Source organism: Halopseudomonas sp. Lyrl_26 (assembly GCF_051948695.1).
GTDB classification, from domain to species: domain Bacteria; phylum Pseudomonadota; class Gammaproteobacteria; order Pseudomonadales; family Pseudomonadaceae; genus Halopseudomonas; species Halopseudomonas formosensis.
The window spans coordinates 1-1,122 of the sequence record NZ_JAYJLH010000034.1 but is presented as its reverse complement, the minus strand read 5'-3'; the positions used below and the strand labels follow the sequence as shown (position 1 = coordinate 1,122).

1 protein-coding gene is annotated in these 1,122 nt (G+C 62.6%); it reads right to left on the bottom strand.

The features are described 5' to 3' along the window. Nucleotides 1–642: type VI secretion system tip protein TssI/VgrG (gene tssI, locus VF673_RS14980; RefSeq protein WP_440292521.1), on the bottom strand; the 642-nt coding region annotated here is incomplete at its 3' end. Nucleotides 643–1,122 lie beyond the last annotated feature (480 nt).

Below are 1,122 nucleotides of genomic sequence, written 5' to 3'. Positions count from 1 at the left end.
GCGCTTGATCACCGGCTCATCGGCGACCATGCCGTTGCCCTGATCAAAGCTGGTGGGCGCCAGTCGCGGGAACACCGTCTGGTCGTCGCCGAATACCAGCAGGTGGCCGTCCGGGCTGTGGCGGAAGTGGTAGTGGATGCCCTCTTCCTCGCACAGGCGCTGGATGAAGTGCAGGTCGGTCTCGTCGTACTGGGTGCAGTAGTCCCGTTCGGGATACTCGCTGCCCAGCTGGAATTGGAAGGCGTCGCTCTGGATGCCGTGGTCGTCGAGTACCCGGGCAATGATCTGCGGTACCGACAGGTGCTGGAAGATGCGCTGGTTGTGGCGCAGGCCCAGGTAGTGCAGGTGGGGTACCAGTTCCAGGCGGTAGCGGGTCAGGCGCTTGCCGGCCTCGCCGATGGCGGCGTGGTGAATCAGGCCGTGCAGGCCGGTCCCCTCGCCTTCGCCATGCTGAATGCCCAGCCAGGCATTGCGCTGCAGCAGGGCCTCCAGATCCAGGTCCGGCTGGCCACTGACCAGCTGCAGTTCGATGCGGTAGCACTGGCTGATGGCTTCGTGAGCGCGGAAGGACAGCACCCGGAAGTCGTGCTCGAGGCCGGGCAGGTCCAGGGTGAAGTGGGCTTCATTGGCGGGGGAAAACATCCGCAGGTCCTTGTTCAGTAACGGTGTTGCCGTTACAGCGAACTACGGCCCGGGCATTATTCCCTATCGCGTCAACGCTCGCTGTGAGCGAGTCGGCATTATGAGCAGTCGGCTGCCAATCAGCGCCAGACCGCGTGGCCTGGCTCAAGGTCGCGGCTGGTTTGCGTCAGGTTAAGCAGCGGGGGACTGGAGCGGGTCGACGCGCAGTGCCAACTGGCCATGCTGGCACGCCTGCCGAAGGCGCTGCGGTATGAAAGCGCTGACAGGAAAGGTGCGCCCGGAGAAGAATCAATCGGGCTAATTCATCTGCCCGACGCTCTGAAGTGAGCTTTCCTGACTCGCGATCATTACCGCCAAAGCGGTGATCGCTGTGATAACGGTGAATTTCAACAGGCTGCTGACGGCTCAACGCCCTTCCCGGAGGTCGTATCAGTCATCCCTGGTTACTCCTTGCAGTTGGGATAGACGGTGCATTCCTGA